The organism is Paenibacillus sp. BJ-4, assembly GCF_020404765.1.
Lineage (GTDB): Bacteria > Bacillota > Bacilli > Paenibacillales > Paenibacillaceae > Paenibacillus.
Window position 1 is genome coordinate 70647 of record NZ_JAIVEM010000122.1, and the last position, 24253, is coordinate 94899.

Below are 24253 nucleotides of genomic sequence, written 5' to 3' on the forward strand. Positions count from 1 at the left end.
CCAATGGGTCATTCTGTAAACTAAATCTCACTTTTAACCGATAAATACATATGCTGGGCTGTTATTTAAATATCACATCTCGTAACTTTATACCCAACAAACTCAGTGATACATATGGGTCTTGACTCAAAGTTGTATTCATCCATTTCTTCTATTAATCAGACTCGAATTAAAAATGCTGCACTTTACTTTTGTAATCAGCCATCAAATCTAGAAAGGAGTCATGAACTCACTTGAGCATATTATCAGATGGGATCGGGTATGAAAGCCTACGCTTTTATGGCCCCTTTCAGCCGCAACACATCGATCAACTTCAAATAACACGTACCATTAATGATCATACTTTTTTACATATCAGTGGTATGCTCTCCGAAGAACAGGGAGCTGCATGCATCGGACAAAATATGGAGCAAGAGCCGATTGTGATTCGTCAGCTGGATGATCAGGGACAAACGCTGAGAAGGCTGTTCCATGGAGTTGTAACGAGTATGTCCATACAATGTGTGCGAGGCGTATATACATTTGAACTTAAGGCGGCTTCCCATTCATACCAGATGGATATCAAGGTAAAAAGACGCTCCTATCAAGATATTCACCGTACCTATGATGATCTGGTCACTGCGCTGGTTCGAAAATATCAGTACGGAGATGCCATTGATACGGTAAGCAACCATGCCAAACTGGAGACATTTGTTTTACAATATGAGGAGACCGATTGGGCGTTTTTAAAACGTCTCGCCTCCCGCTTTGGTTCCGTACTCGTGCCAGAGGTAACCGCAGCCTCGCCCAAGGTTTTCTTTGGAATGCCAGAAGGCAAGCAGCATAAGGTGGAGCGGGAAGTATTTTATCGAGTACGTAAAACGTTTCATGAGCTGGATGCGGAAAAACCAGGCGAACGTGCTGGCTCGTATATCACCTATATGATCGAAAGTCTGCAATTTTATGCGCTGGGCGACCTCATCACGTTACCCATTGGACAAGGCAAAGAACTGGTCGTGGTTCGAGCAGTGACTACGCTAGCGGATGGCCTACTACGCACCCGTTATGATCTCCAAGCCGAACAGGATATCCGCTATGCCCGTTATGAAAACGATCAGGCTACTGGAATTTCGCTGACAGGAACGGTGCTGAAGGTACAACAGGATTTTGTACAGCTTCAACTAGACATTGACCCGAAGCAAGATCCTGCTAAAGCGTGCTGGTTTCCGGTGTCCACCCGTTATGTCGCCGAAGAACATAGTGGCTGGTACGATATGCCCGAGATCGGGGAACAGGTGGAATTGTATCTGCCTACCCACCGCGAACAAGATGCCTATGTCACGGATTCACTGCGACAACACCGCCACTCAAATGGTCAGCCGAATGTGAAGGTATGGCAACATGTGCAAGGTAGCGGCGTAGAAATGTCTGAGCATGAGCTGACCCTATCCACCTCCGGTGAATTTTCCATTACACTGCATGAAGGTAACGGCATTACGATCGACAGTCCGGGGAATGTGCAGATTCAGGGTGGTCACGTCAAGCTCGATGCTGGGCAGGAGCTTTCGCTCGATGCTGGAACGGCGCTATACTTAAAAGGTGGAGCCAGCAGCATGGTGCTGGATGGTGAGACGGATACCAAAGCTCCAGTGATTTATCAGGAAGGAACGGTAAAAGCACCTGTTTTCGTGGCTGATCTCCCTCCGGTGCCTGAGCCGCCACTCATGAGCATAAAAGCATATGAAGCAGCTCAATCAGCAGCCAGGGATTCATCTAGCAGCCAAGCCTCTACCCCTAAAGCAAAAGTCACCAGTCCAGCAAAGCTTCAACAGGCGAATGCCTTGATGGGTACGGTGTCCAAACTATTAGGCTCCATTCCAGTGATGGGAAAAGTGGCTGGCGTTGTTGCAGGAGCGCTAAGTGGACCTGCAGGAGGTGTGATTCTGAGAGCAACCGCAGCGATCCCTGTTCGGAGCAAAGGAACCCCTACCGTTGGAGGCAGTAGCAAGGGGAGCGAAGTTCACCCAATAAAATACTTGGCTGGTTTGGCCATGCAAGGGTTGATTAGTATACACGAGCATGAGAAAGCTAAACAAGCCTATTATAACAAGTGGATTCTAGGGAAAGTGTATACGAGTGCACGTCATATAGCTCATTCCGGCGGCACATTGGAACTAGTACAGAACCTGCTTAAAGAATCGAATGCCATGGTTCATGCGTATCAGCAGGTTCCGGAAGAAGTAAGAAAACGCTGGAAAGCCAACTACGACAGCCGCATGGCACAACAGCAGCCTAAACAACAAGTTGAGAAGCCTAAGTCTTGGTGGGATCGTTACCTGGGTTATACGGGTAGCAGCTTGATGATAAAAAGTCAAATAGCCATGGAGCAGGCACATGCATCTGAAAAAGCAGCAAACAGCCTAGTTGAATTATACAAAGGCATAGAGCAGGCTAATAACGTAAGGTATCAAAATGCAGGAAACTCCATTGGTGAATTTTTAGATTATTGGTCATTTGGTATACCTAAAGGATTGTATCAAGCCTACATGGAGCGCGCACGTAATCAAGGTAACTCTGGTAGTGACGCTATCAATTTTGCTACATTTGGAATAACAGAGGCTATACGTGGAGCTGTGACACCTGAAGATCCTTTGTCACCAGACCATTTGTCCAATATCATTAGTGTAGCAGGGTTCCTTGAGGGAGTCGGTTCATTTCTCAAGCCGAAAACTATACTAAATTCACCAGGCAAAGAACCTGTTCATCCAGGTCCTAAAATCATAAATGAAAAAACAAAGTCACCCCACCCTTCAAATTCAAAACCTAATAAAGCTGAGAAGCCAGGCGAGGCTGCTCAGGGAACGGTAAACAGATTTCCAACCAGTCGAATCGATTCTGTAATGGATCAACATGTTATTGATGAGGTTGCGAAGGCCAGAGGTCGATTGTCCAACAAATACAAAGAAACAGGTAATTTCGCTTATGCAGAAGTGAAGGTATCAGGAGTTGAGAAGCAAGACTTTTATGCCCATAGTAAAATTCATAGCTCTGCTAAAAAGATACCTGGAACTGAAGAGTTCTCTTTCAAACCCGACAATCCAAAATTCAAGGCAACCGAAGCTCCAGATGCAGAAGGAAATATATATATGAGAGATGGGGATACAGAATATAAAATTTTAAATGATGTAGCAGATCAATTAGGTGATAATCACAATGCATCAGGAAATATCAAACTCTTCACTGAAAAAGATACATGTGGAAGCTGTAACGAAATCATCCAACAATTTGACAAAGAATATCCTAACGTTAGAATTGAGGTTATCCATAATGGTGGTGTGACTATTAACCCTAAATAATTGAATAAGGTGGTTAAAAAATGGCTTGGAGTTATGATGAGTTAATTGATAGTATCCTTGAGAATTACCAAGATTATAAAAATGAAGAAATGATGAGTAGTAAAGAAGCAATTGCAAGAACATTCTATGATTTTGAAGGATTGATGAATAGAAGTGAAACAGACAAAGCTTTAATTAATGTCGTTTACGGGGAAATATTATTAACTCTTCCAAGAGTTTTGTATACCGTTAAAAACAATTTAAGCAAAAGATTGTCTGAACTAGATTTTAATTTAATTGAGCAAGAACAAAAATTAACCTCCGAGCAATACAGAGACTTATTTAATCGTAAGAATTTTGTATTACAAGAGTTGGAAAATAAGATATTAGACTATTATCCAAGAGTATGTTGGTATTACGATGAATTGACAAATGAAGTTAATGTTTTCTTTAAACAAGTTAACGAAGAAAATGTCTTGGCGGATGAAGTTATTTCTAGTGTATTTCAGCGATTTGAACGTGATTGTAAAAATACATTAAGTGAAAAAATAATCGTGTACACAACACTAGCTGAAAACTTATTAAACCAAGGATTATCAAAGATTGATGGGCTACAACTAATTAAACAAGAATTACAGCAGTTTAACATAACAGATATTTTTGAAGAACAATTGTTAGAAAAAGAAAAATTGGAACTAGATAAGCGAATTAAAAACGTATTAAGCCAAGTTTCCTCATAGTAGTAATAGAAGGTTTAAAACTTCATTGATAAGTTACTACTACAATTTCCCCATAACTAAACGAAAATTTCCCAAAGCTTATTCCAACTTGAATCTTTGAGTAGGGATGAGCTTTTTTTACACAAAAACAATGACTTGTTATCTCTCCTCATCAGAGTTTAACATAAACACACTAAACTACGGTGGGCAAATATGTTATGTCAAATTGGCCAGATTGGTTTAAGGAAGCACTACGCCAGCGAACACCAGAATTCATGTTCATCAAAAGATGAGCGTCTATTCACCAAAATGAATCAATTCAAACCTATTGATCGTATTAGCCTAAGATTGTTTAGGTTTACATTTTAAAAGCAAGATCGTTGAAGGAACGAATGATATAATTCTCGATCTCTGTACAATCTTCGAAGATGAAGTTGCTGAACCGTCAGCTAATGATTATCTTATTGAAACTATATTTTATATTGCAAAACGTAATGATTTAGAAGAGGGTTTATACAAATTGGCTTTGGGTACTCCCAAGATGTTGCTCCATGTAGAATTTTAGGCAAAGGAAGGCTGTTAGAAAACGGCGGCGACGGCTATGTATTACTTAAAGCAAAAATCGGTTTATTGGGATATTATATCGATCATTACAGCATGGAAGTAGTAAGCAGCAAATAAGAACTGCTGGTCATCCCACCTGTTGAAGCCAAAAGAATGGCTGAGTTATACTATAGATAACCCTGTAATTCGTACTCTCAACGATGGGATCATGGCTGTTCCGATCTCGAACGAACAACGTTCGAATGCAGCTGCAGAAGGATGTTATTCAAAAAGATGAACGGCTTCGTTTTGAAGACGTCCATCTTGAATTTCATATAGAGATTTCTTCAAAATAAGTTGGGTCATGTATTATAATTTTTTTACCTGAAACGGTAATAATATGATCTTTCTTTAACTGGTTTAACACACCGCTAACCGTTTCGCGAGACGTTCCGGATATTTTAGAAATTCCGATTGTTGTCAGTGGACACGAAATGACAATCTCCTCACCGTTTTGTTCCCCTAAATCCTGCCTTAAATAATTAAGTGACTGAATTACCCGATCTTGTGCATTGGGGATTGTAATATATTGTATACGATGCTCATGAAGTTTTAAGATTAAAGAAAACTGCTGAACAACAGATAATAATTGTTTGGGATTGGCTTTCAACATATCTTCAAAAATCACTGTAGGAATATAATACACATCTACATCTGTCAGTGCTTCTGCCGAGTAATGGTATCTTTGATCTGTAAACATACCGCCATAAGGGAAAATTGAATATTGTTTTACATAGTCCTCATATAGTAAATTTCCACTTTGATTGACCCGCTCTAACTTTACAAAGCCATCTAACATAAGGTAAATTCGCTCCCTTAAGTCCCCTTCTAAAAATAAAAATTGACCCTTCTTATAAGTTCGCCAATAGACAAACTCTCTTAAGGTTTTTAATTTTTTTTCTGATAAATCAGCAAATAAGTTAAACTGCTTCAAATTTTCCATCACATTCCTTTTATCCATAAATACACCTCTCTTGTTTCATAATAGAATATAATAGAAATTTTATCATTTATCCTATGTACTGAGCAATTTAGCTCTCCATAAACTATAAATGATCAATGAAACAAGCAGGCCGAATTCGGGAGCAAAAGTCAGCCCAAACTCGACCATATTGTTTAAAGAGCAGTATTTTTTAATGTTATTTATACATGCACAGATCCCTCTTGTTTAGAAATAACCGTCCCTGTTTTTCCTTCTAATGCTTCATATACCTTCTCTAAAGAAGTAATAATGGCTTTTCGTTCTGAATTTGTATTAACAAAATGAATCGCAGCTTCAATTTTGGGCAGCATACTTCCCGCTGCAAAATGTTGTTCCTTTATATATCCTTCTAATTCATCACTGGTTACAAGCTCTAACCTTTTTTGATTGGGCTTATTAAAATTCACATACACAAAATCAACTGCAGTTAAAATGACAAGCGTATCGGCACCTACTAATTCAGCTAATTTCTGAGCGGCGAAGTCTTTATCAATAACCGCTTCAGTCCCTGTCAATCCTTCATGAGAATGAATGATCGGAATTCCGCCACCTCCAACAGCAATGACGATATTTCCATCATTCACCAAAGAATCAATCACTTTATATTCAAGAATGCTTACAGGTGTTGGTGACGGTACAACTCGTCTCCACCCTCTTCCTGCATCTTCTTTAAATACCACTTTTGTTTCCTTCATGACCTTTCTTGCTTCGTCCTCTGTATAAAAAGGCCCGATTGGTTTGGTGGGATTATTAAATGCCTCATCTTTTTCATCGACGACCACTCTTGTTACGATTGTTACCACATCTTTATTTATATCCCGTTTTCTCAGTACTTTTGCAATCGCATTTCCCATCCAATAGCCAATCATTCCTTGACTCATCGCACCACAAGTATCCAACGGCATGGCGGGGGTTTTTTCTGATTCCGCCGCTTTTTGCTGTAATAAAATATTTCCTACTTGCGGACCATTCCCATGGACAATTACGATATCCACATCATTTTCTATTATTTTTACAAGTTGTTCCACTGTTTTTTCTAATGCTTCTTGTTGTGCCTGTGCTGTAGCGTCCATGGATTGTATCGCGTTTCCGCCTAGTGCCACTACAATTTTTCTGCGTGCCATACTTCAACCCTCCAATTGTTTTTATTCCCAAAAAACTTAAATCGCAAAATTCCCCGTAACTAATTCATAGATTGTGAATACTGCCAAAGCAGCAATAACAACAGATAATATCAGTTCCACCTGAGTAAATACTTGCTTTGGATTATTTTGCTTTTGCAGCTTATAATAGATAAAAATGCCCGGTGCATATAAGGTCATTGCTAATAACAAGTAATTTAACCCAGCCGCATAAACTAACCAAATCCCATAAATACTTGCAACGGTCCCAATGACTATATTGATAGTTCGGCCTTTTTCGTTTGATCGCAAGCTATACTTCAATTGATAAAATGCTGAAAACACATAAGGAACTAAAATAGCGGAGGATGCTAGAGAAAACGCAAAATTATACGCTTTATCCGAAATAATGAAGGTTAATAAAAAAAGTTGAATTAAACCATTTGTAATCCATAATGAATTTACAGGAGCTTTATTTTTATTCTCTTTCGCAAACCACTTTGGAAATGTACCATCTTTACCGGCTAAATATGGAATTTCAGATGCAAGTAAAGTCCACCCGAGCCAAGCGCCTGAGGCGGAAACAACCAAACCCAGGTTAATAAATGCAGCTCCCCATTTTCCAACAACACTTTCAAATAAATAGGCCATAGCTGGATTTTTTAAATTAGCAATATCCGCTTGCTGCATAAGCCCGAGAGATAATAATGTAATCAATACGTAAACAATAAGTGTTCCTATCAATCCAATGACTGTCGCTTTCCCGACATCACTTTTATTTTTTGCACGGCCAGATAGAACAACAGCCCCTTCAACACCAGTAAACACCCAGACAGTTACAAGCATTGTGCTTTTAACTTGACTGCCTACCGCCCCCCAATTAAAAGTACCGCCTTGTCCCCAAAATCCGTCTACGAATACATTGATTTGAAAAGCAAAGATTCCCACAATAATAAATACAAACACTGGTACTAATTTTGCGATTGTAGTTACTAGATTTATAAGCGCTGCCGATTGTACGCCTCGTAAAATTAGCAGATGAACACACCAGAGCAAGATGCTCGCACCAATAATGGATGCTATATTTTGCCCCCCATCAAAAATTGAAAAAAAATAGCCTAATGAACTAAACAGTAAAGTTGCGTAAGCTACATTCCCAAGCCATGCGGCTACCCAATATCCCCACGCGCTATTAAACCCCATAAAATTTCCAAATCCAGCTTTCGCGTAACTAAAAATACCACCATCCAAATCCGGCCTTTTTTTAGTTAAATTCTGAAAGGATAATCCAAGTGCAATCATTCCGATTCCTGTGATAATCCACCCAATAATAATAGCTCCGGCGCCAGCTTCTTTGGACATATCACTTGCCAAGTTAAACGCTCCACCGCCTATCATCGAACCGACAACAAGAGCTGTTAAAGTAAATAATCCTAATTTCTTTTCTTCACCCACTACATTCACCTCTCTCTATTTGATAGAGTTAAGGAAAAGAGAGAGAAAGAAGGAAGATTAATTCCTTCTTTACTCCATATTTCCTAAAGTAGCTGCTAAAATCGCTTTAATTGTATGCATTCTATTTTCAGCTTGATCGAATACTTTTGAATGCTTGCTGCGGAATACCTCATCGGTTACTTCCATTTCTCTCAATCCATATTTATCGTAAATTTCTTTTCCGTACGTTGTTTCTAGATCATGAAATGCAGGTAAACAATGTAAAAAAATAACATCATTATTCCCCGTTTCTTTAATCATTTGCATATTTACTTGATAAGGTGAAAGCAGTTCAATACGTTCAGCAAATTTATCTTCTTCCCCCATAGATACCCAAACATCTGTGTAGATTACATCTGCGCCCGCAACAGCTTCTTCAATGCTACTGGTTACCATTACCTGGTCACTAAATTTTTTGGCCAAATAAATGACTTCTTGTGCTGGCCATAAGGATTGTGGCGCACAAATCCGAACATCCATGCCAGCGATTGAGCCACCCACTAATAAGCTATTAGCAACATTGTTTCGGCCATCGCCAACATAAACGAGCTTCACATTTCGCAAGTGTCCTATATGTTCCTGGATGGTTAATAAATCAGCAAGCGTTTGGGTTGGATGCCACATATCCGTTAGACCGTTCCACACCGGTACACCCGAATGCTCAGCTAAAGATTCCACTGTTTTATGAGCAAAGCCGCGGAACTCAATTCCGTCAAACATGCGGCCCAACACTTTCGCAGTGTCTTCTACGGATTCTTTTTTACCGAGCTGAATATCACCTTTACCCAAATACTCGGGGTGCGCGCCTAAATCTGTACAAGCTACTGTAAATGCGCACCGTGTACGAGTAGAAGTTTTTTCAAATAAAAGAGCTATATTTTTTCCTTCCAAATAACGATGGGGAATGCCGTTTTTCTTTTTCTCTTTTAAATCTGCTGCTAAATTGAGGAAATATAACAATTCCTCTTCTGTAAAATCGATCTCCGCAAGAAAACTTCTGCCTTTTAAGCTTGAATTAGTTTTTCCCATATTTATCCCTGCTTTCTCCGTAATTTAAATATCTTTTCGAACGATTGGCATACTCATACAACGTGGACCCCCACGGCCACGGGATAATTCCGAGCTCAATATTTCAATGACCTCGATACCGTGTTCACGCAATAAAGCATTTGATACATAGTTACGGTCATACGTAACAACGACTCCTGGCGCAATGGCTAATGTATTGGATCCGTCATTCCATTGTTCACGAGCAGAGGCTATTGCATCTCCTCCGCCACAAGGAATAAGAACCAAATCCTTTAAGCCCAAAATCTCTTTTAGAGATTCCATTAAAGAGGTGTGATGGGTAATATTAAGCGTTTCTTCATCCGGGCCTTTCTCTAAAACATAAATATTCATATTTCCTTGCGGTCCTTGGATCGCTGGATGAATTGTAAATTTATCATAATCAACCATCGTAAATACGGTATCTAAATGCATAAATGCCCGGCATTTTGGAATCTCAATGGCTAGTACTCGCTTGAACTTTTCTTGACGGCTAAATAGATTTAGGGCTAAACGTTCAATAGCTTTAGCTGAAGTACGGGCAGATACACCAATGGCAATGGTTTCTTCATTTAAAATGAGCTCATCACCACCTTCGATTGGAAATTCATAATTGCGATCCAGCCAAACCGGTACATTATGACTGGTAAATCTTGGGTGATGTTTGATAACGTACTCCATAAACAAGGATTCACGTCTTCGTGCAGTTTCTCTCATTTTATTAATCGTTAACCCATCACCAATAACAGCTGCAGGATCGCGGGTAAAATATAAATTTGGCATTGGAACCAAATAAAATGGAGAATGATCTTGCATAAATTCATATAATTGCATACTCTTACCCGTTTCAATTTCGTTTTTTCGTACACCACTCATTATTTTTTGAACTAAATCTTCATTTGAGAAGGAAAGTAAATATTCTTTTAAAATTTGACGTGAAACATTTCCTTCAGCCCTTCCTTCTGCTAACATTTGGTCAACAAATTCTTCTCTCAGTTTTTTATCCACTAATGCCTCGGCCGCGAGTTTTTCTAAATAAAGAACTTCAATTCCCCGATTGCGTAATGTTTGGGCAAAATAATCATGTTCTTTTTGAATCACCGGCAAAAAGGGAATATCGTCAAATAATAACGGCTGTAAATAATCCGGCGTTAAGTTTTCCAATTCTTGTCCCGGACGTTTTAATAAAACCGTTTGTAATTCCCCAATTTCCGAAGCCACATGCAATGGATGCTTCATTTGTCGTACCTCCTTTTTAATCTTTGATGTTTACAAGTTCATCATAAATAGTCCATGCTTTCCGTCTTGTGCAAACGCCAACATTTTTGTTGAGAAATATTTCACGTTTTTATTTTTAAAATAATAAAAAAAATGTATTTTTATAATAGATTTTGTCAGTTTTATCTACGGAACCTATTTCATATTACGCATATATGATGAATATCTGGGCTTTAACTGCTGATCTAAAAAAAACATTATCAACTTGCAGCCTATGTAGAATGCGAGCCGTATCAACAAGAAAAAGAGCGAAGGAACGCCCGCAAGGTAGCTGTGATGCTTGAGCCAACAAGATACATCACATCTACGGCATGCTCAGATTCGGGCACCCTACGCTCTTTAATTACTAAATTCAAGTAACCTTGTATTCTCTCTTGACAATCTACTAGCTATTTTTATCTAAAAATTAAATTAAGTCTTTCTTCTAAAATCTTTCGATCCGATAGGGTTTGGGAAATGACAAGGCAGGTATCATTCCCGCATACACACCCTACCATTTCTTTCCATTTTGAACTATCTAATAAAACACCGATAACATTTGCATTGCCAGGTAACGTTTTTATAATCGTTAATTGATCGATATAATCAATCTTTACAACAACTTCTTTTAACTTCTTCTTTAACTTCAAATCAGTTTGCAAAGGCATTTCTGAGGAAACATTATATATCATAAATCCTTTCGGAGAAGCTATTTTTATTAATTTCAGCTCACGGATATCCCGTGAAATCGTAGCTTGCGTCACTATTACATCTTGTTCTGCCAACAATTCTACTAACTTCTCTTGTGTTTCTATTTCATATTCGCTCACCAATTGCTTAATTAACCGATGTCTTTTTTCTTTTTTCATAGAAAGGCACTCCTTTTTATATTATAGCTTTATCACATTTTGCTCTAATTTTCTATTATTTGCTATAAAGAGGAATACAGACTGTATACTCTATCTTTTAGAATACCGTTTACAGTCGTGTTATTGATGAATGCAAGAGTCATTTATTGAGAGATGCGCAGAATTTATTTTCATTGATAACGCTGAAACGAACGAAGAGGAACTTCTCATTGCTGGAAGCTCCTCTTCTTGTATGAAAAGTTTAATGGTAGATTTTGAAAAAATGTTGTCGTGATCATTATCACGGTCTAACCTGTAAATTTAAGTTAAAATACAAACAATTTAAATTATGTTTTACCTAAAACCAAAAATACCGTGATGGATCACAAAGAAAAAAACAGGGAAGTGTACAAAGATGAAAAGAACTGATTTACCTCTTGTCTATTCATGTTCTGGATGTTCCTCCGCAGCACAAACCGCTAACATGATCGCTATAACAATGGATCGAGAAAAAGTCGCTGAAATGTCCTGCATTGCTGGTGTTGGTGGTGATGTCAAACCACTTGTCAGAACAGCAAAATCAGGACGTGATATCATTGCAATTGACGGCTGTCCCTTGTCCTGTTGCAAGAGTTGCCTAGCAAGACATGAAGTTCAACCCAAACACCATTTCCTGCTGTCTGACTTTGACGTACCCAAAATAATAGGAGAAGATCCTAACCCCGATCATTATAGGAATGCTTACACACAAATCTTGGAGCTAATTGGACAATAATTCTTAATCAAAATAAAGGTGTGAATTGAACTGGCTCTCATTATGTAACAATATTGTAAATTAGTTTTTACTGGTGGCTCCTAACACATTTTTAAGGGCCACCAGTGTTATTTTTATAGACAAACACTTCAAGGAGGGACTTTATGGAACATTCCTTTTCATCCATATTGACGTATAGCATACAAACAATTGCGATTTTACTAATTATCTTCAAATTGTTGAAGAAAAACGAAAAAAAGATAGGTTGGGGAACACTTTCATTGGTTTTAGCCCTTCTTGGTATGGCTGTTTCTTTTGAATTTGGTAATTACATATTTGGGGACCAGTTGCTTTCCTTGTTAGGATTACCCGCATGGTCTAATGTTAACAATACTGGGTTTCACTACACTCTTTTTCTATCCAGTATTTTTTTTACTCCCAGTTTAATCATTGGATATAAAAATCCTAGTGAATTTGGAGCTCTTATTGGAAAACGGGTTTCTAGTATATATCTATTTTTGATGATAATTTCGCTTTTATTTTTTATTACAAGCTAATTTCTCGAAGTGAAAAATAGCCCATTCGCAAGCCTCTTCAGTACATTTTCTTTATAATTGTTATATGGAGGTAGCTCGTTTATGGGGCGGCAAGTATGTTGCTCTTTTGCGGTTTCAGTAAGACTCCAATCATATAAGTCTGGTGAGTAATCCATAATATTCTTACTATTTAAAGCCTTATCATTTGATCACCACATTATTTTGAAATTTTTGATTTCGCTTTACTGAAAAGTATTTACCAAGGATGATTTTACTACGCCCCTTCCTCTCCTACCACTTTTATCTATCACCGTATAAAACTATTATTCAAAACTACTAATTGACAATGATTAGGAGAAAATTAATATGAAAAAATACCCTTACTTTACTTGTTCCATAACAATAGAATCTGAGGAAGATATCTTTGGTGTTGCAAAGATTGAGGAGCTAACACCAAAAAAGTTATTGCATTTATTCTCCACTAAAGCTTTTGGCCCATTCAGCAACCCTACGACTACTTTCTTCTTCTGACAAATCCTCGATCCTGGTCATAATAGACCACCTTACTCCACAAGGATCCAATATACTTCCGAATCGATCACCTGAAACAAAGTTTGCAATCGGTTCCCTTACTTTTGCTCCTCTTGCTACCGCATTTTCAAATACCTGATCAACATTCATTACGTAAATTCCTAAAGAATAACACGCATTGCCTTCATCTGGCGGCAAGACCAATTGATATGTCGGATTCGCTGCTCCTAGCTGCAAAAAACCATTTCCAAAATCTAATTCCGCATGAACAATTATTTTATTGCCATTCTCATCAGGATATTCAGTAATATCCTTAACCCTTGCATTGAAAACACTTTTATAGAACTCTATTGCTTCAGAAGGATTCTTCACTGTAATAAAAGGGGTAATAGATGTAAAGCCGTTGGGCATTCCCTTCTTTGTATATTTACCTGACACTCCCATATATTCTCTGCTTTCAGTCATTTTTACTCCTCCTTTAAATGATCGTAAAAGTTCAATCTTATGCTCATACCTTCATTGGATTGAATTCATCAACTCATAGAAATATTTGGATTCACGAGTCTTGTGAAGACTATACCAGGCTTCTAATGTTTTAGAAGAAAACACACCCAGAGCTTTCAAGACGTGTACGGAAAATTCCAACGGAGCTACTCCAGATGCAGTGATCAGTTTTCCATCCGTTACAGCAGACTCCACTTTGTAATACTTTTCGCCCGTGTAGGTGGGACAGATCATTTTAAGGTATTCCAGATCATTGCTTGTATGCCAACGTGAATTCAGCAATCCTTCCTGGGCAAGTCCCATGGTAGCACCACAAATCGCTGCAACCCATATACCTTCCTCTAAGCACCTCTCAGCGATTTTTAAGATGGGTTGGTGAATTGTTTCTGTCCATGTATCTCCACCGGGTAAAATCAATGCATCTGTGCTTTCAATGCTGCACTCATCCAGTGTGATGTCAGGCAGGATTTTCAATCCGCCCATGGTAGTTACAGGGGTCTTTTCCATTCCCACGGTAACTATTTTTGATGGGGACAGCCCCTTTTTATAATATCTCCCCGAGTTTAGCTCGGCAGTTAAGTAACCGATCTCCCAGTCTGCCATGGTGTCAAACACATAAAGATATACTGTACTATTCATTTGCAAGTTCTCCTTATTTTATAATTTATCAAGTGATACCAACCCTCGGTAATCCATGATTATCATCATTATAAAAAAGCTTCACTGACATCTGCTGTCAGTGAAGCTTTTAACGTTGATAATATTCCATTAACTCCGACGCAACAGCAACAAGTTTTTTCTTTAAGCTCTGTGGTTCGATTACTCGAATGGATTTTCCATAGGGTAGGATTAAATAAGGGACATAGGTTTGAAATGATTTTTCCTCAAGCAAAAAGATGGCTTGATTGGATGTCCGCTCTTTCAGATGATGCCCCAAAAACCAATGCAGGCATAAGTCATCCAGTGCCTCTGATCTGCCTTCAATGATTAAAGAAATTAACCCGTCCTTATCCACTAAATGAGGTAACAGATTTTGCAAAAAAAATTCACGAGCCGAAAAATCCTCGGGACGCTTAAATAGGATTGAAGTACGCTTGATCTGTAAAATCCGATCTGCCCTAAAGCTACGGATCTCATTTCTTAGGTGACAAAATGCAACAGTATACCATTTATTGTTCCAGTAGACCATTCCATAGGGGTCTATCACCCTATTCTTGGGTTGTTCTTCATGGCTTGTGCGATAATCCATTTCTACAGAGAATTCGTTGGCTACAGCCTGCTCCAATTCCGCCAATATCGGCTGAAGAGAAGGGTCTCCCATGCGATTAATAACTTCAAATCCGGCTAAATGACGGCTAAGTATACTTTCCTGCTCTTGATTCGAATACATTTTCAATTTTGATGTCGCATTGTCTAATGCCTCACTCAAAGGGTATCCAGCCTCTTTTGCAAAAATAGCAGCATGAAGGAGTGCCTTTTTTTCCTCAATATCAAATAGTAAAGGCGCTCTGATAAAATTATTCAGCAAGCTATACCCGCCATTATGACCTGTGTCGGATATTATAGGCACTCCACTGGCACATAGTGCATCAATATAACGATAAACTGTCCTTATATTTATTTCTAACTTTTCGGATATTTGTTTTGCAGTCATTTTTACGCCCGAATTCAGCATCCATAGAATGGCCAGCATATTATCGTTTTTTGGCATAACATGAACCCTCATCTTTCATTAAACCTCAATATTTTATAAATACCTTTTTAACTTCTAAAGGATCGCACTAAATTATTAGCTTTGCAAATCCCTTTATTCATCAATCTTTCAGCCTTTCATTCCTCACGCAACATTCAACGTGTGTCAAGGTGATGGAAGGAATATACTTCAAATCCATTTAAATGAATATCATTCAATTACCTTTTATTTTTTTCAGATAAGCTAATATACTCTCTTTTTAGCAAAGAATAATGATATTGATCGCATATCGAACCATCACTAAACCAATAATGCTCTCGATAAGTCCCCTCCAGCTTAAATTGGAATTTTTCTAATAATTTTATGGATGCTTGATTACATGCTGCAACCGTTGCATAAATTTTATTCAACTCCAGATCCTTACGTTCAAAAATGGTGCTTATAAATAACTCAAGTAATACATTTGCATGTCCTTGTTTTCTATGTTTTAAAGGCAAGTAGTATCCGATCTCGGCGCTTTTATTTCGAGAATTATAGTCAAAAAGCTGGATCTTGCCTATCCGTTTATTATTGTTACTTTTATCAACCAAGATATATATTAATAGCCCATTCGCAAGCCTTTTCAGTACGTTCTCCTTATAATTGTCATATAGAGATACTTCGTTTATAGATTGGCAAGTATGTTGCTCTTTTTCGGTTTCAGTAAGACTCCAATCATACAAGTCTGGTAAGTAATCTTCAATATTCCCACTATTTAAAAGTACAAGTCCCCTAATCATTCTATCACTCCATTATTTTTAAATTAAATCGTTTGGATAGGTTATCATTTTGGTTTTAGGTATCTGATTTGGCAACACGAATAGCATCAAAATGGCAAACCATGTGGCATATCACCATATTTCCATATTAACTCATATTACACATCACATAACATCTCCTTTTCCATAAATACACATTGAGAATCCCCCAACGAATGGGTCATTCTGTAAACTAAATCTCTCTTTTAACCGACGTACCATTAATGATCATGCCTTTTTACATATCAGTGGGTTGCTCACCGAAGAACAGGGAGCAGCCTGCATTGGGCAGAGTATGGAGCAAGAGCCGATTGTGACTCATCAGTTGGATGATCAGGGCAATCGCTGAGAAGGCTGTTCCATGGGATTGTTACACCGATACCGTAAGCAATTATGCCAAATTGGAATCTTTTGTTTTACAATATGAGGAGACGGATTGGGCGTTTTTAAAGCGCCTCGCTTCTCGCTTTGGCTCCGTACTCGTGCCAGAGGTAACCGCAGCCTCGCCCAAGGTTTTCTTTGGGGTCCCAGAATGCAAGCAGCATAAAGTAGAACGGGATGTTTTTTATCGAGTACGTAAAACGTTTCATGAGTTGGATGCGAAAAAGCCAGGCGAACGTGCTGGCTCGTATGTCACCTATATGATCGAAAGCCTACAATACTATGCGCTGAGCGACCTCATCACGTTACCCATCGGGCAAGGCAAAGAACTGGTCGTAAAGCTAGATCAAAATATGACCATCGTGGACACTTAGTTTCGCATTAAAAAATGCACCCCCTTGGCATTCATCGGACAAACCAAGGGGTTTAATCCAATGCCTTCTCCAAGAGGTGCACTTCAAATTCGGCAAGGGAAATTTGTATCCCGATAGCCTTTTAACTTTACCATTTACCCTCTACTCTTTAACTCTTTACCCCTTAACCGACCCGGCTGCGATCCCTTCCACAATCCGGTCACTCATAATGAGGAACACAAGCAGAATGGGCAAAATGCTGATCATCAACGTAGCTCCGATTGCTCCCCAGTCGGTCGTATATTGTCCAATAAAGTTCTGAACGCCAACGGTCAGTGTTTTGTTTTCGTCCGAGCTGATGAATGTATTGACGAAAATAAATTCATTCCAGTTATAGATCATGTTAATAATGGATGTCGTTGCCATCACCGGGGTCGTCATGGGCAGCACAATCCGGAAAAACATCCGGTTGACGGAGCAGCCGTCCATAACAGCCGCTTCTTCCACTTCACGGGGCAAGGCGTAATAGAAGCCCAGCAAGATCATCATCGTTGTCGGCAGATTAAAAGCAACATACGACAGGATGATGGACACCGACGTGTCTGTCAGATGCAGCTTGAGAAACATACTGAACAACGGAATCAAGGTGGAATGGACCGGAATCATCAGTCCGACCATAAAGAGTCCGAGGACCAGCTGGCTTCCTTTCCACCGCATACGCGTAATGGCAAACGTTACAAAGCTGGCCAGCAGCACCGTCAGCGCCACGGATATGACCGTAATCCACACACTATTGAAGAAATACCGCCCGATATTACCGCTGGTCCACACATTCATATAGTTCTCCCAATGCGGCTGGGACGGGAGTGCAAACGGCGGAAGGTTAAACACTTCCTGATTATTTTTAAGTGAGAACAGCATCAGCCACACCAGCGGTAAAAGCTGCGTCACCGCCAAGATGATTAAAATGATATACAAAGCGGCATAACCGACCCGAGTTAACATTTTGCCGCGGGTAGCGACTCCAAGCGGATAGTTGGCGGCTGCCTGGGTTTTCATGTCTGTTCCTCCCTATTATGAATACTGGATCGTGTCACTAGTAGCGGTAGCCTTGCGAATCAGCCACGTAGCAATCAGACAGATGAGCAGCAGGGCAAAGGCTGTAGCGCTGCCATATCCAAAATCAAAGCTGCGGAACGCCTGATGGTACATGTAAGAGGCCATCACTTCACTGGCTCCATTCGGCCCACCGTCCGTCATGACGTAGATGAGGTCAAAATATTTGAGCGAACCGACAATAGACAATATGATCGTAACGTTAATCACCTCGCGCAGCAGGGGCAATTTGATACGAGTGGCAATCTGCCAGGCACTGGCCCCGTCGATCCGGGCAGCCTCCATCAGCGTTTCGGGTATGTTTTTCAGCCCGGCATAATAGATCAGAATATAAAAGCCTGCATATTGCCAAATAATCGGGATGAATAGGGCAGGCAACACCAGAGACGGATTAGCCAACCACTCGGGTGGGTTTTGAACTCCGACTGACTCCAGTAAGGAATTCAGCACTCCGTTCGTCGGATGATACATTTTGAGCCATAATTGCGCGATCGCTACAGAAGACAGCAGCATTGGGATCAGATAAATTTTCCTCAGCAGATTGGCTCCCTTGATTTTCCCTGACAAAATCATCGCAATGACCAGATAACCGATCAAACTGACGCCTGAAAACAAGGCCAGCAGCAGCGAATGCCAAGCACTTTGCCAGAACGCCGTGTCTGTGAACAAATGTTGATAGTTATCCAGCCCTACGAAAGTCATAGGGCCGATTCCATTCCACTGATTCAGGCCGTAATAGCCGGTCAGCACAATAGGCACATAAATCACAGCGAGTAACAGCAGCAGGGAAGGCAACACATACAGAGCAATGACAAGCTTATTGGACATGACCTTTTCCACGGCCGAACCTCCTTATGTGAGCAATTTCAATTTCCTTTCTCGATGGCAGCCTTATGCTGCTCGGCAAATTGTTGTGGTGTCACCGCTTTGCCAAACAACGCCTGAATCATATTCAAATGTACCTGCGCCGCATTCGGCTTCATCTGGACATCGGCGAACAATGTAATGCTGCTGGCTTGATTCAGCCCATTTAGTAAATCGACGTACAGCTTGGGCAAATTCCCTTTGGAGGTGTCCACTTTTGTAGCCGGAATAACTCCCGCCTGCGTTACCGATTGCTCACCCCATTTGACTACGAAATACTCAACGAACGCTTTGGCCTCTTCCTTCACCTTGGAATTCTCCGAAACGAATAAGCCTACTCCCGGACCTCCTACCCAACTGTTCACGTTGCCCTTGCCGCCTGCAACCATCGGAAATTTAAAGAAGCCAATTTGATCTTTAAATGTTTGCGGGATTGCGGGATTGGTCGTAAAATTCGGCAATTCCCAAGTCCCCATCAAATACATGGCAGCCTTGCTGTTCATAAATTCGGATTTTCCTTCATCATTGGACAAGCCGTTAAATCCTTTGTTAAAGGCATTCATATCCACGAGCGTCTGGATTTCGGAGGCCGCCTGAATTAAACCAGGGTCATCGAACGAGCCTGAACCGTCAATCGCTTTTTTCAGCGTTTCGTTACCTGCTATACGGTCCGCCAGATACATGTACCAGAGGGAGCCGGTCCAGCGGTCTTTATTGCCCAGTGCAATCGGTGCAACTCCATGATCTGCAAGTGTTTTCACAACTTGCTTCAATTCGTCAAATGTCGCAGGCACTTTCAGGTTATATTTTTGGAATATGGCTTTGTTGTAGTAAATGGGTGAAATGTTCAATTCGATGGGAAGCGCATACGTTTTTCCATTCAGCGCATAAGCTTCGGTCGTTCCCGGTACGAATTTGCCCTTGAGGTTGGAACCATTCAACAGGTCATCCATCGGCGTAAATAATCCACCCTTAACATAAGGCTCCATGAAGCCAGCTGCCCAGGTGATGCCGATATCCGGCAATTCATTGGAAGCCGACAGCACTTTGAGTTTGTTTTTATATTGTTCATTTTCCAGCACTTCCTGCTGAATGAGGACATTCGGATGATCCTTTTGGTATTGATCTATAATCTGGGTAACCAGCTTGCTCTGCTGTGCCGAGCTTCCCTCTGGCCACAGGTGCATCATTTTGAGCGTAATTTTTCCGCCTCCTCCATCGGAACCTTCTTTACCAGCGCTGCAACCAGATAGCACTAGCATCAATGACAGTAGCAGGGTCAACCCAGCAACCCATTTTCGGTGTGAGCGCTTACGTAAACAATACTCGTTGGACATCGTTAGACCTCCGTTGTTGTATTTTTATTTTTTGTAACCGTTATCATTTGTAAGTTTAGCACTCCACTCTTGCTTCCAACAGGGTACGCTGATTGGGTATAATTCCACTTTTATTGGGTTGTGGGCTGCCTGTGATGTCAGTCAATATTCTCAGGCCCTTTACTCATCTGCTGCCTGTAGCGGCTGGGACTTACCCCCTCGGTCGCTTTGAACACTTTAATAAAATATTTATCTGTCCGGTAGCCTGAGCGCTCTCCGATTTGCGCAATCGTCAACTGGGTATGCAGAAGCAACTCCTTGGCCCGTTGGATACGCAGCCGATGCAGATATTCGCTGAAGGACAGACCACTTTGCTCCTTGAACAAAACACTAAAATAGCTCGCATTCAGGTGTGAATGTGCAGCAGTCTGCGCCATCGTTATGGATTCGTTAAGATGCTCGGCCATATAGATGAAAGCACGCCGTATTGGATCACTAAGAGCAGCCGTTTGGAGGTCAAGCTCTAGCAGAACAGGATCAGCTATCTTTCCCAGCTTCTCGTATCGCTGACGTTCCTCCTCTTGCCGGAGCGCTTCATCTACCGCATTCAGCAGTTCCTGCTTATCAATCGGCTTGAGCAAATAATTGACGGCTCCCAGACGAAGAGCCTGCTGGACATAATCAAACTCCGCATATCCCGAGATGACGATGATTGCCGGCCGACGTGAACTCCGTTCCAGGGAACGGATTAAATCCAGTCCACTGAATTCCGGCAACCGGACATCCGTAATCAGCAAATGAACTGTCTCCGTCCGCAGCATTTGTAATGCTTGCAATCCATTTGCCGATGTCACAATCCGGTATTTCCCGGCGGCCCATTGCTCCAGTGTCTGATGTATCCCCTGACGTGTTCTCTGTTCATCGTCTACAATTAGAATTGTTTTGGATGAAACACTCATTTCTACCGCCCTCCGTATTCATCAGGAATTTCAAAAACGACCACAGTTCCTTCCTGTACAGCACTATGTATCAGCAAACCGTCCGTTGGATCAGATATACTGCCATAATAGAGAGCAAGCCTGCGCTGCACATTAACCAGTCCCATGCCGGTCCCCTTGCTCTGGCAGGCCGATCCTTCCGTCAGCGCTGCACGTACACCCGCAAGTTCCTCCGGTGTCATGCCAGGCCCGTCATCGATGACCGCGATCTTAGTCCAACCCGGTTTTGCCGAAGGAGTGACACGGATTTCAACGCGGCCGTTGCCGATGCGATTTTCGACGCCATGCAAAATGGCATTTTCTAGAATAGGCTGAATTAGCAGCTTAGGAAGCGGAATCCTGGCCGCCTCCAGAGGCATATGAATTTGCCAGCTCAAACGTTCACCTAGGCGCATCTCCATCAGTTCCAGATAACGGCGGACTTGTGCTATTTCTTCCCCGAGTGTCACCCAAGCGTCATGGTGAGCCGGTTCAATAATATAACGAAACAGCCGCGACATGGACACCATCAGCTTGGCAAGCTCCTCCTCTCCCTTTTCCTGTAGCGACCAGTTGAAAGCATCCAGCGTATTAAAAAGGAAATGCGGGTTGATCTGCGCCTGCAGCGCTTTAAGCTCGGTTTGACTTTGTAAAACCTCCTTTTCCCAAATGACACGGATCAATTCATTGATATCGACAATCATCGCGTTGTACTCTGCGTTCAATTCCCGCAGTTCGACCGCTGCTGCCGGCTCTGGATTCAGGGCCAAAGCTCCTTGCCTTGAACGGCGCATCGCCTGAATCAAATGACCTATCGGTCTTGTAATCAACGTAGACAACATAAAGGACATAAACAGAAATAACACGGCACCAAGAGACGCGGAGATGATAAGTGTAGTCCGTAAAACCGTAATTCCGTCTGTGACGACGCTAACCGGAATCAGGATCAGCAGCGACCAGCCGGTCCGCTCCGATTGCTGAACCGCCTTCACATATTCCCGCTCCCCAATATGAACCGTCTGTGTCTTGCTATGTAGTACACCTGACAAATCCGTCTGGTTCATAGGTTCACCCGACAGCAGTTGGCCTTGACGATCTACAAGCAGCATGGTTTCATCCGCTTCTTCATTGCTCACTGATGCATCGTTCAGCCCGAAATAACTTCGCTCCATGCGGGTAATCAGATATCCTCCGCGTGAAAACCAGCGGTCCACCAGGCTCACCTGCCGAATCGCCAGCAGTGACCGGGGGTCTTCAGGATCAATGCCGATCCAGACCAGTCTGCCTTTCATCTGATTCGCTTCCCGGATATCCGCCTTTCCAATACGTTCCTCCAGACTACCCTCTCTAATCGGAAACAACATCTTCCCTTCGGCGGTATACAGCTCCAGCGAGCCGACACTCGGCATATAAGCCTGATAGCTATGCATCACTTGCAGTAGTGATTGACGCTGTCGAAAAGACACCTTGCCCCCGTTGCGCTCCTCCAGCAAAATATGCTGAACTGACGGATGATTGGCCACCTGCTCCGTCAGGCTGTCCATCTGGCCGATTAATGCATCCAACCTGCCGCTTGCTTGTATCGCGGTCTGACCAATATGCCGCTCGGCACTGTTTTTCAACAGGCCAGATACATTGAGGTAAATGAACGCCCCCGCCACACTCATCATAATGAGCATCACCAATATAAACCCGATAAAAATCTGATTACGCAACGTATTTAATGGTTGGAACCTAGAACGCATGTGTCTTCTCCCCCTAGATCATCACAGCAAAATGAGTAATGATAACGCTTTCTATTCTATCGCATCGTTCCCCTTTGTTGGCATATTTTCAGTGAAAATTAAAAAAGATGACTCCTGACGAATGCAGGAGCCATCTACTGGCTAGTTAAACCGAAGCTTCTTTCAAAGCCCTCCCACCAAGATACAGTTCAGGCTCAAAGCTTGTATATTTTCAGTCTGTATCCTATTGGAGTGCAGCCAAAATGCGGTCGCACAGCTCCATCGTTTTCACGTTATCCCGTCCACTTGAATAAGGTGTACGTCCTTCTTGGCAGCAGTTCATAAAATGAGCGATTTCACCAACAAAACCGCGCAAATACAAATCACGGTACCCGCCCGACATCGCCGAGGCTGAAGGTGTCAGAACCGTATCGTTTTCCGCAAGGAATTTCCAAGGGAGTTCCGTGTGACTCTCCGACTTGTGAATGATCAGTGTGTTCACTTCATCCACGTTCGCAAAACCGTGATCAAAGGTTACAGTGATCCCTTCGCTCTCGCGTGTCCATGCTGGCATACCTGCGAAGTATACGCTGCCCACCACACCATTTTCAAATTTCAGCGAAATCGCATGGGAAATAAACTCGCCGTTATCGTTCGCAAATCCGCTAACCTGCACCACTTCCCCGAACAAATAACGTACCAGATCGACCATATGAACCGCCGCCAGCTTCATGAAATCTTCGCCAGTTTTACAAAACAGGGTGCTGTCCACGAGAAATTTCGCCTGAAATGAACGTGCGGATCCAAGCGAGCCACCCTCAATCAGTTCCTTCAATTTTATGTATACAGGCGCGTAGCGCTTCATGAAACCGACCATCAGCACGATGCCCGCTGCTTCCGCCGCATCTGCAATTTGCGCCGCTTCCTCAGCATTCCAGCCCAGTGGCTTGTCTACAAAAACATGTTTTCCGGCCCTAATACAGTCCAGTACGAGCGACGGGTGATCTGCCGCTTGTGCAATTACAACAACTCCATCACAGTCTTCCTGCTCCAGCATAGTCTTGTAATTGTCATAAGGCGTACCGCTGCTCCCAAACCGCTGAAGCGCTGCCTCCGATCTGCTTATATCTCTGGTCGCAATCGCTTGAATTTCAGCACCTGCTTGAATGACAGCAGGATATATATTGGTTGAAGCGTGAAAACCAGCCCCGATAAAACACAGCCTCGCCTTGCTCATGTTGGTCCCTCCAATGTGTCACTAAAATATTCCGATACTATCGTACCATATGGACAAAGTATATACACAGTGGCAGAAAGATCAA

20 protein-coding genes and 1 pseudogene are annotated in these 24253 nt (G+C 41.6%); 5 read left to right on the top strand and 16 right to left on the bottom strand.

What is annotated here, in order from left to right; genetic code table 11:
* Positions 1-233 precede the first annotated feature (233 nt).
* Together LCF57_RS18590 and LCF57_RS18595 are read left to right on the top strand one after the other, a co-directional pair.
* A complete protein-coding gene (locus LCF57_RS18590) occupies positions 234-3335 on the top strand; it encodes a deaminase domain-containing protein (RefSeq protein WP_226002027.1) in 3102 nt (1033 codons plus the stop codon).
* A gap of 20 nt (positions 3336-3355) precedes the next feature.
* Complete coding sequence (locus tag LCF57_RS18595) at positions 3356-4054, top strand: Imm3 family immunity protein (protein ID WP_226002028.1); 699 nt, start codon at positions 3356-3358, stop codon at positions 4052-4054.
* 853 nt (positions 4055-4907) lie between these two features.
* On the opposite strand, the gene LCF57_RS18600 is transcribed toward LCF57_RS18595, so the two are convergent.
* The 6 genes from LCF57_RS18600 to argR all read right to left on the bottom strand — a co-directional run bounded on the left by LCF57_RS18600 (position 4908) and on the right by argR (position 11406).
* Positions 4908-5597 carry a Crp/Fnr family transcriptional regulator gene (locus LCF57_RS18600; RefSeq protein ID WP_226002029.1) on the bottom strand — a complete coding sequence of 230 codons (690 nt, stop codon included), beginning with the start codon at positions 5595-5597 and terminating at the stop codon, positions 4908-4910.
* Between the two features lie 182 nt (positions 5598-5779).
* Positions 5780-6742, bottom strand: a complete 963-nt coding sequence (gene arcC, locus LCF57_RS18605) for a carbamate kinase (protein ID WP_226002030.1) — start codon at positions 6740-6742, stop codon at positions 5780-5782.
* A gap of 36 nt (positions 6743-6778) precedes the next feature.
* On the bottom strand, positions 6779-8194 hold the full coding sequence (arcD, locus tag LCF57_RS18610; RefSeq protein ID WP_226002031.1) for an arginine-ornithine antiporter: 1416 nt from the start codon (positions 8192-8194) through the stop codon (positions 6779-6781).
* A gap of 69 nt (positions 8195-8263) precedes the next feature.
* Positions 8264-9262, bottom strand: coding sequence for an ornithine carbamoyltransferase (argF, locus tag LCF57_RS18615; RefSeq protein ID WP_226002032.1), 999 nt, complete (start codon positions 9260-9262; stop codon positions 8264-8266).
* A 24-nt stretch (positions 9263-9286) separates the two neighbouring features.
* Positions 9287-10519: an arginine deiminase gene (gene arcA / locus LCF57_RS18620; RefSeq protein ID WP_226002033.1), complete on the bottom strand. Its 1233-nt coding sequence runs from the start codon at positions 10517-10519 to the stop codon at positions 9287-9289.
* A gap of 434 nt (positions 10520-10953) precedes the next feature.
* A complete protein-coding gene (gene argR / locus LCF57_RS18625; protein ID WP_226002034.1) occupies positions 10954-11406 on the bottom strand; it encodes an arginine repressor in 453 nt (150 codons plus the stop codon).
* A 394-nt stretch (positions 11407-11800) separates the two neighbouring features.
* Between argR and LCF57_RS18630 the strand changes: the two genes are divergently transcribed.
* Both LCF57_RS18630 and LCF57_RS18635 read left to right on the top strand, forming a co-directional pair.
* Complete coding sequence (locus LCF57_RS18630) at positions 11801-12160, top strand: putative zinc-binding protein (RefSeq protein ID WP_226002035.1); 360 nt, start codon at positions 11801-11803, stop codon at positions 12158-12160.
* 143 nt (positions 12161-12303) lie between these two features.
* Positions 12304-12696: a hypothetical protein gene (locus tag LCF57_RS18635; protein WP_226002036.1), complete on the top strand. Its 393-nt coding sequence runs from the start codon at positions 12304-12306 to the stop codon at positions 12694-12696.
* Between the two features lie 450 nt (positions 12697-13146).
* Here the strand turns inward: LCF57_RS18635 and LCF57_RS18640 are convergent, their stop codons facing one another.
* The 4 genes from LCF57_RS18640 to LCF57_RS18655 form a co-directional block, all read right to left on the bottom strand.
* Entirely contained in the window at positions 13147-13671 is a 525-nt protein-coding gene (locus LCF57_RS18640; protein ID WP_226002037.1) for a VOC family protein, read from the bottom strand.
* Between the two features lie 51 nt (positions 13672-13722).
* Positions 13723-14349, bottom strand: coding sequence for a type 1 glutamine amidotransferase family protein (locus tag LCF57_RS18645; RefSeq protein WP_226002038.1), 627 nt, complete (start codon positions 14347-14349; stop codon positions 13723-13725).
* 109 nt (positions 14350-14458) lie between these two features.
* Entirely contained in the window at positions 14459-15421 is a 963-nt protein-coding gene (locus LCF57_RS18650; RefSeq protein WP_226002039.1) for a helix-turn-helix transcriptional regulator, read from the bottom strand.
* Between the two features lie 200 nt (positions 15422-15621).
* Complete coding sequence (locus LCF57_RS18655; RefSeq protein ID WP_226002040.1) at positions 15622-16182, bottom strand: GNAT family N-acetyltransferase; 561 nt, start codon at positions 16180-16182, stop codon at positions 15622-15624.
* A 313-nt stretch (positions 16183-16495) separates the two neighbouring features.
* Here LCF57_RS18655 and LCF57_RS18660 point away from each other — a divergent pair.
* A pseudogene (locus LCF57_RS18660) lies at positions 16496-16919 on the top strand (hypothetical protein); the annotation flags it as partial.
* A gap of 192 nt (positions 16920-17111) precedes the next feature.
* Here the strand turns inward: LCF57_RS18660 and LCF57_RS18665 are convergent.
* From LCF57_RS18665 to LCF57_RS18690, 6 genes are all read right to left on the bottom strand, one after another.
* Positions 17112-17993: a carbohydrate ABC transporter permease gene (locus LCF57_RS18665; protein WP_226002041.1), complete on the bottom strand. Its 882-nt coding sequence runs from the start codon at positions 17991-17993 to the stop codon at positions 17112-17114.
* Between the two features lie 15 nt (positions 17994-18008).
* Positions 18009-18890, bottom strand: coding sequence for a carbohydrate ABC transporter permease (locus tag LCF57_RS18670; protein WP_226002042.1), 882 nt, complete (start codon positions 18888-18890; stop codon positions 18009-18011).
* A gap of 26 nt (positions 18891-18916) precedes the next feature.
* Positions 18917-20251 carry an extracellular solute-binding protein gene (locus LCF57_RS18675; protein WP_226002043.1) on the bottom strand — a complete coding sequence of 445 codons (1335 nt, stop codon included), beginning with the start codon at positions 20249-20251 and terminating at the stop codon, positions 18917-18919.
* A 137-nt stretch (positions 20252-20388) separates the two neighbouring features.
* Positions 20389-21189, bottom strand: coding sequence for a response regulator transcription factor (locus LCF57_RS18680; RefSeq protein ID WP_226002044.1), 801 nt, complete (start codon positions 21187-21189; stop codon positions 20389-20391).
* Between the two features lie 2 nt (positions 21190-21191).
* On the bottom strand, positions 21192-22952 hold the full coding sequence (locus LCF57_RS18685) for a sensor histidine kinase (protein ID WP_226002045.1): 1761 nt from the start codon (positions 22950-22952) through the stop codon (positions 21192-21194).
* A 223-nt stretch (positions 22953-23175) separates the two neighbouring features.
* Positions 23176-24168, bottom strand: a complete 993-nt coding sequence (locus LCF57_RS18690; RefSeq protein ID WP_226002046.1) for a Gfo/Idh/MocA family protein — start codon at positions 24166-24168, stop codon at positions 23176-23178.
* Positions 24169-24253 lie beyond the last annotated feature (85 nt).